We start from the raw sequence: 6511 nt of genomic DNA, 5'->3' as shown, positions 1-6511 counted from the left end.
ATCTTACCTGCCTCATTTCCATTAGCCGGATAAATATCTGTAACAACACCATTAGGAGCGAGCTGTACACTTTCAATAGAATCAGACATAAGATTTCCTGCAACTGTTTCAAACTGATGGATTTCGCCATCTTCACTTATTAAGATTTGCTTCAAGGTATCTGTGATCTCAATTCCATTTGTAATTTCATTCTTTATTCGTTCGCCATAGGTGGCTACGTTTAATTGTGCTGTTATGTGTCTCTGCTCTTTTTCGTGGGTGTCTGTTTTGTATACAATCAAACTAATAAGGCATATGCCCAGTAAAAAAGTGATAAGAGGCACAAGTGTTTTCTTTTTCACTTGGTCCACCTCATTATTGTCCATGGAAATTTTTATAATAAAGTATTATATCACAGAAGTTGAAAAGCAGAATAGGTTTTATGAAAAAAACTGTGCAAAATCTTTATACATCTATGACAGAAGAATGTATATCGATAACTTCCAGTTTGTTAAATTCTCGTGCAATATTGATTGTAAAAGAAAAAATAGCTTAATTTTCAATTACCCAAAATACCTTTAATATTTCCATGAATAAAAAAACCTGCCGGACTTCACGTCCTGCAGGTTTTTTTCTGCTATTTTTATTGGAAATGAAATCTCTGAGAAACTGAAATCTTATTTCCTTACGAAATCGCCTGCACCGCGTCCCCGACGCTGCGGACACCGATGAGCCGCACACCCTTCACTTCACCGATCTGCTCCCGGCAGACCTCCGGCAAAATGACGGTGGTGAAGCCCAGCTTCTTCGCTTCCTGGACCCGCTGGGCGGCCTGGCTGACAGCGCGGACCTCGCCGCTTAGGCCCACCTCACCGAAGGCAAGGACTTTCTCATCAATGGCCCGGTCCCGGCTGCTGGATACGATAGCCAGCACCACGCCCAGATCGATGGCGGGCTCATTGATGCGGATGCCGCCTGCGATATTCACATAGACGTCGCTGCCGGAGAGATGGAGATTCAGCCGCTTCTCCAGCACCGCCAGCAACAGACTCACCCGGTTGTAATCCATACCGGCGGCGGTACGCCGCGGCATGGCCAGCTGACTTCGGGCCACCAGGGCCTGAATCTCCAGCAGGATGGGCCGCGTGCCCTCCATGGAGCAGGCCACAATAGAACCGGACGCCTCCTCGGGGCGACCATTCAGCATAAACTGAGAAGGGTTCTCAACTTCCGTCAGGCCCGTCTCCCGCATTTCAAAGACGCCGATCTCATTGGTCGATCCGAAACGGTTCTTCACAGCCCGCAGGATTCGATAGGATGCATGCCGGTCGCCCTCGAAGTACAGCACCGTATCCACCATATGCTCCAGCACACGGGGACCCGCCACCGTACCTTCCTTGGTCACATGGCCCACGATGAAAATGGAAATGCCCAGGCCCTTGGCCAGCTGCATCAGCACTGACGTGGACTCCCGTACCTGGGACACACTGCCCGGGGCAGAGCTCACGTCCTCATTATACATGGTCTGAATGGAGTCAATGATGACCACCTCCGGCTTACTGTTTCGGATGGTATCGCCGATCAGCTCCAGATTCGTCTCGCAGAACAGCCGGAGCTTATCGGAAAACTGCCCGATGCGCTCGGCCCGCAGCTTAATCTGCTTCAGCGACTCCTCACCGGATATATACAGCACCTCATGCCCGTCATCCGCCAGCTTCTGGCACACCTGCAAGAGCAGGGTGGACTTTCCGATGCCGGGATCGCCGCCCACCAGAACCAGAGAACCGGGCACGATACCGCCGCCCAGCACCCGATCAAGCTCCTGCATCCGGGTGGTTACCCTTTCCTCATCCTTCGTCTCAATCGAAGAAAGGCAGACCGGACCACCGGCTGCCCTTCTCTCATGTGCCTTCGCGGCACTTTTCTTTTCTACCGTTTCTTCTACAAAGGTATTCCATTCCCGACAGCCCGGACACTGCCCCATCCATTTGGGTGACTCATATCCGCAGCTCTGGCAGAAGAATACCGTAGAGGTCTTTCCCTTTGCCATGTTCACTCCTGAATCATGTTCTTATGCCTTCTTAATCTCTACTGTGACAGCAGCCTTGCCGCCCAGCTCTACGCTTAAGACCAGCTTGCCGCCCAGGCCTGTGGTAATGGCTCCTGCGCTGACGCCGTCTACAACGGTCAGGTACTCGGTGTCATCCTCCATCCCCAGGGTAATCTGCGCGTCTTCCGGTCCTTCAACCTGAAATTCCACGCTGTCCGCAGTTACTTTAAAATGCTCTACAGCGGTTCCCGGTACGGATTCGTATACGAACAGGTCGTTGCGCTCCAGCTTGGTAATCTCACGGAAGGTTTTAACCTTATACAAATCTCCCTGATATTCAAAATCCTGCTTCTTTGTCTTGGAAGCCAGCTCGTAGTCTCCAAAGCTGATACTTCCGTCTGCCTCTGCACGGATCAATTCTTTTACTGCTGCCATCTCTTTTGTCCTCCTAGTGGATCTTATGTTTAATCTTATCTCCCGGCCGCCCGTTGCGGCGCCGTTTTTGATATACATGATTATATACGATTCCGCTTCGCATTTCCAGAGTAATTTTTATTCCCGTACACAAAGTGTACAGGAATATACCTCGCGGAATTATGATGTGTGTACAGTAAACGCAATCACACCTTTGCGCATGGTCACCACGACGTCATCGCCCTGCTTTACATGTCCGGACAGGATCTCGTCAGCCAACGGATCCTCCACCCTGGTCTGGATGGCCCGCTTTAAGGGACGCGCACCGTATTTCACATCGTAGGCCGTGTCCACGATATGGCCTTTGACACTGTCACGCACCTTCAGTGAGATACCCATCTGGTTCTTGCAGCGCTTAATCAGGTCTTTGAACAGAATCGACACGATTTCCTTCATCTGCTCCTTATTCAGGGCATGGAATACGATAATCTCATCAATACGGTTCAGGAATTCCGGCTTAAACATCCGGCGCACCTCTTCCATGACGCTGTTCTTCATCGCCTCATAATTTTGCTTTTCATCATCCTTCGCCGCAAAGCCCAGCCGCTTCGGGGAAATGATGGATCCGGCGCCCGCGTTGGAGGTCATGATGATAACCGTATTCTTAAAGTCCACGGTCCGTCCCTGGGAATCGGTAATCCGGCCATCGTCCAACACCTGCAGAAGGATATTGAACACATCCGGGTGTGCTTTCTCAATCTCATCGAACAAAATCACCGTGTAGGGATTCCTGCGTACCTTCTCGGACAGCTGGCCGCCGTCGTCGTGGCCCACATATCCGGGAGGCGCTCCGATGAGCTTGGAGACGCTGTGCTTCTCCATATATTCGGACATGTCCACTCGGATCATGGCCTCTTCCCGGCCAAATAATACTTCCGCCAGAGCCTTGGAAAGCTCCGTCTTGCCCACGCCGGTGGGGCCCAGGAATAAAAAGGATCCAATGGGCCGGTTTGGATCCTGTAAGCCTACCCGGCCTCTCCGCACTGCCTTTGCTACCGCCGTAACTGCTTCCTCCTGCGCAATAACGCGCTTGTGTAATATTTTTTCCAGTTTCTGTAAACGCTGAGTCTCCGTCTCAGTAAGCCTGTTGACCGGAATCTTCGTCCAGTCCGCCACAATCTGGGCGATCTCATTTTCGCCGACGGTCAGGGCCTTGCGGCTGCGGACACGCTTCATCCTGGCATGCTCTTTTTTCAGCCTTTCTTCCAGGGTCAGACGTTCGGTTCGAAGCTCCGCTGCCCGGACAAAATCCTGCTCCCGGATAGCCTTCTCGATCTCCGCCAGCAGCTCGTCGCTCTCCCGCTCCAGCTCTGCCGTCGCCTCCATTGTCCGGGTATCCCCAAGCCGTACTCTGGCTGCTGCCTCATCCATCAGATCAATGGCCTTATCCGGCAGGAACCGATCGCTGATATAGCGCTTGGACAGCTTCGCTGCCGCCTCCAGGGCCGCGTCGGTAATGGTCACCTGATGATGCTTCTCATAGCTCTTCCGGATGCCCTTCAGAATCTCGATGGTTTCTTCCTCAGTGGGCTCCTCCACGGTAATGGGCTGGAACCTGCGCTCCAGGGCCGCGTCCTTCTCAATGTGCTTGCGGTACTCCTCTACGGTGGTTGCGCCGATGATCTGAAGCTCTCCCCGGGACAACGCCGGTTTCAGGATGTTGGCTGCGTCCATGGCTCCTTCCGCGCCGCCTGCGCCGATCAGCGTGTGCAGCTCGTCGATAAAGAGCAGGATATCCCCTGCGCCCCGCACCTCGTCCATGACATTTTTAATACGCTCCTCGAACTCACCCCGGTACTTGGTGCCTGCCACCATACCGGAGAGATCCAGGGTCAGAAGCCGCTTGCCCCGCACGGAATCCGGTACGGCTCCATCCACAATCCGCTGGGCCAGTCCTTCTACAATAGCGGTCTTGCCCACGCCCGGCTCACCGATGAGACAGGGGTTGTTCTTGGTTTTACGGCTTAAGGTCTGAATCAGACGGCTGATCTCCTGATCCCGTCCTACACAGGGCTCCAGCTTATGCTCGAAGGCCAGAAAGGTCAGATCCCTCGTATACTGATGCAGGGTCGGCGTTCCTCTTCCCTGCATCCTGGCGCTGCGGGCCGCTTCCTCCCGATATATCTGGCCGGTTCTTCCCATGGAATCCAGAAGGGCGGAGTACAGCTCCTTCACATTGACCTCCATGGTGTTCAGAAGACGGCTGGCCGCGCATTCCACGTCTTTGAGCATGGCAATCAGGATGTGCTCGGTTCCGGTCTTCTCCTCGTGAAACCGGGCTGCCTCCTGCTCCGCATCATAAAGCACCTTTTCCGCCCGTGGCGTAAAGCCACTGCGCTCCCCCAGGGCCACGCCGCCCTCCGGGGAAATAAGCTCTCTTATCAGCTCCTGCACTGTGCTTTCCTCTACTTTTCGCTCTGCCAGAAGCTCTGCCGCCGCGCAGGAGTCTTCCCGGAGCAGCGCAATCAGGATATGCTCCGTTCCCACATAGCTCTGTCCGCACTCTGCGGACACCTTTTTCGCCTGCTTCAGCACATGGGCCGCTTTGTCCGTATAATTTTCAAACATATTTTATCACTTCCTTCTGTCTGCTATCGTAACTGCAAAGTCAGGCGGGGTTTTCGCGCCCCGCCTTCTTTTCTTCTGTCATTTCATTATAAATTCAGATCGTCCAGATCCAGGATTTCGATGTCCAGATCGTCGTCCGCGTCTGTCGGCTCTTCTGCTTTCGGTTCTTCGGCCTTCGATTTCTCCGTCTTCTTCGGCTCTTCCGCCGCCTCGTCCAAGGCGCTCAGATCAATCTTCGGCAGATTGGCTGTCAGGCTCAGATCCTCCTCGTCATAGGCTGCCTTGTCGTACACGGCGTCGTCGTAAGCACTCTCACCGCTGTAATCCTCGTCCTCATCCGCCCATTTTTTCGACTTCTCAGAACGCTTTTTCTTTACATCCTCTACGAAATCATCGAAGTCATCCTCGTCGTCTTCGTCTTCTTCCTCATCGCGCTTTCTGCGTCCAAAGAGACCACGGCGCTTCTTCGGCTTCTCATCCTCTTCGAACTCGTCGTCCTCTTCCTCGTCCTGCTCCTCACTGTCATCGGAAATGTCGCCGTCGTCCTCATTGTCATCATCCTCGTATTCGTAACCCGCATTGCGGCTCTTTACCGCGAATACGATAGTCAGAATCAGAAGAATGACACTCAAAACGCCCAGGCCAATCATAATGTACAGGCGCTGCTGCAGGCTTTTCGCTGTGGTGGATTTCAGGGTAGTCAGCTCATTTTGCAGAGAAGTCACCAGACCCTGCTGGCTAAACTGTCCCAGATCCTGCTGGAAGGTCTCCTCAGACGGATCGTACCAGTACCAGCCGGTGCTGCCGTCTTCCTTTGCCGCCCAGACCAGATAGAGCTGATCCGTGGCCGTACTCTGATATGCTGTGTAAGTCTGATCCCCCACGCTGACGCTGGTCTGCTCCATGGAATCCGCGCCCGTATACGCCTCGGCAGGCTCCTGAATGGTATAAGCTCCTGCGGAAATGCTTCCGGTCTCACCGCCATCGCTTTCCTCCGGCTGCTCCTCACTCTCCGCGGGCTGCTCCTCCGCCGGATCCTCGGTCTCCGATACAGACAGCAGGTCCGAACGAATCCAGCCTGTCTTCTGAGCGCCATCCAGCGTAAAGCTGATCTGATACCAGGTCTTGCCGCCGCTCTCGGCCTCATCGGTAATGTCTACCATCGTATCGATAGGCAGGGAGCACACCTTCTGGCCCTCCGCGTCGGCTGTGGCGCGAACGCGGGATCCGTCCGTGGTAATGGTTCCGGTCCGGGCCGCCTCGCCGGTGATGCCTGTACTGAAAATCAGGACGCCCGCTGCCAGCGCAGCCAGAACTCCTGTGTATCTCTTCTTCATGCTTTTATCCTCCATATATCTTGTGGTTTATAAAATCCCTTATCCTCACAATATTGATCTCATTATAATCGTATTGTAAGGCCTTGTCAAATGACAGATTGTG

General features: G+C 53.5%; 4 protein-coding genes and 1 pseudogene. All 5 read right to left on the bottom strand.

The annotated features are described in order from the left end of the window. A pseudogene (locus ACTRC3_RS08500) lies at positions 1-341 on the bottom strand (sensor domain-containing diguanylate cyclase); the annotation flags it as partial. 323 nt (positions 342-664) lie between these two features. Then, positions 665-2029: a DNA repair protein RadA gene (gene radA, locus ACTRC3_RS08495; RefSeq protein WP_440322769.1), complete on the bottom strand. Its 1365-nt coding sequence runs from the start codon at positions 2027-2029 to the stop codon at positions 665-667. A 21-nt stretch (positions 2030-2050) separates the two neighbouring features. Next, positions 2051-2464 carry an endosialidase gene (locus tag ACTRC3_RS08490; RefSeq protein ID WP_178038418.1) on the bottom strand — a complete coding sequence of 138 codons (414 nt, stop codon included), beginning with the start codon at positions 2462-2464 and terminating at the stop codon, positions 2051-2053. A gap of 159 nt (positions 2465-2623) precedes the next feature. Next, on the bottom strand, positions 2624-5071 hold the full coding sequence (locus tag ACTRC3_RS08485; protein WP_178038419.1) for an AAA family ATPase: 2448 nt from the start codon (positions 5069-5071) through the stop codon (positions 2624-2626). Between the two features lie 86 nt (positions 5072-5157). Continuing rightward, positions 5158-6408, bottom strand: a complete 1251-nt coding sequence (locus tag ACTRC3_RS08480; RefSeq protein ID WP_440322768.1) for a hypothetical protein — start codon at positions 6406-6408, stop codon at positions 5158-5160. Positions 6409-6511: the final 103 nt, after the last annotated feature.

The organism is Laedolimicola sp. (genome assembly GCF_051972735.1).
In the GTDB taxonomy this organism is placed as follows: domain Bacteria; phylum Bacillota; class Clostridia; order Lachnospirales; family Lachnospiraceae; genus Laedolimicola; species Laedolimicola intestinihominis.
Note: the sequence above shows the minus strand (reverse complement) of the source record. Positions and strands in the feature narration are given on the sequence as shown.

What these genes read in the sequence shown, in the direction of transcription:
- radA (WP_440322769.1), bottom strand. Translation starts at nt 2,029, where the DNA reads ATGGCAAAGGGAAAGACCTCTACGGTATTCTTCTGCCAGAGCTGCGGA.
- ACTRC3_RS08490 (WP_178038418.1), bottom strand. Translation starts at nt 2,464, where the DNA reads ATGGCAGCAGTAAAAGAATTGATCCGTGCAGAGGCAGACGGAAGTATC.
- ACTRC3_RS08480 (WP_440322768.1), bottom strand. Translation starts at nt 6,408, where the DNA reads ATGAAGAAGAGATACACAGGAGTTCTGGCTGCGCTGGCAGCGGGCGTC.
- ACTRC3_RS08485 (WP_178038419.1), bottom strand. Translation starts at nt 5,071, where the DNA reads ATGTTTGAAAATTATACGGACAAAGCGGCCCATGTGCTGAAGCAGGCG.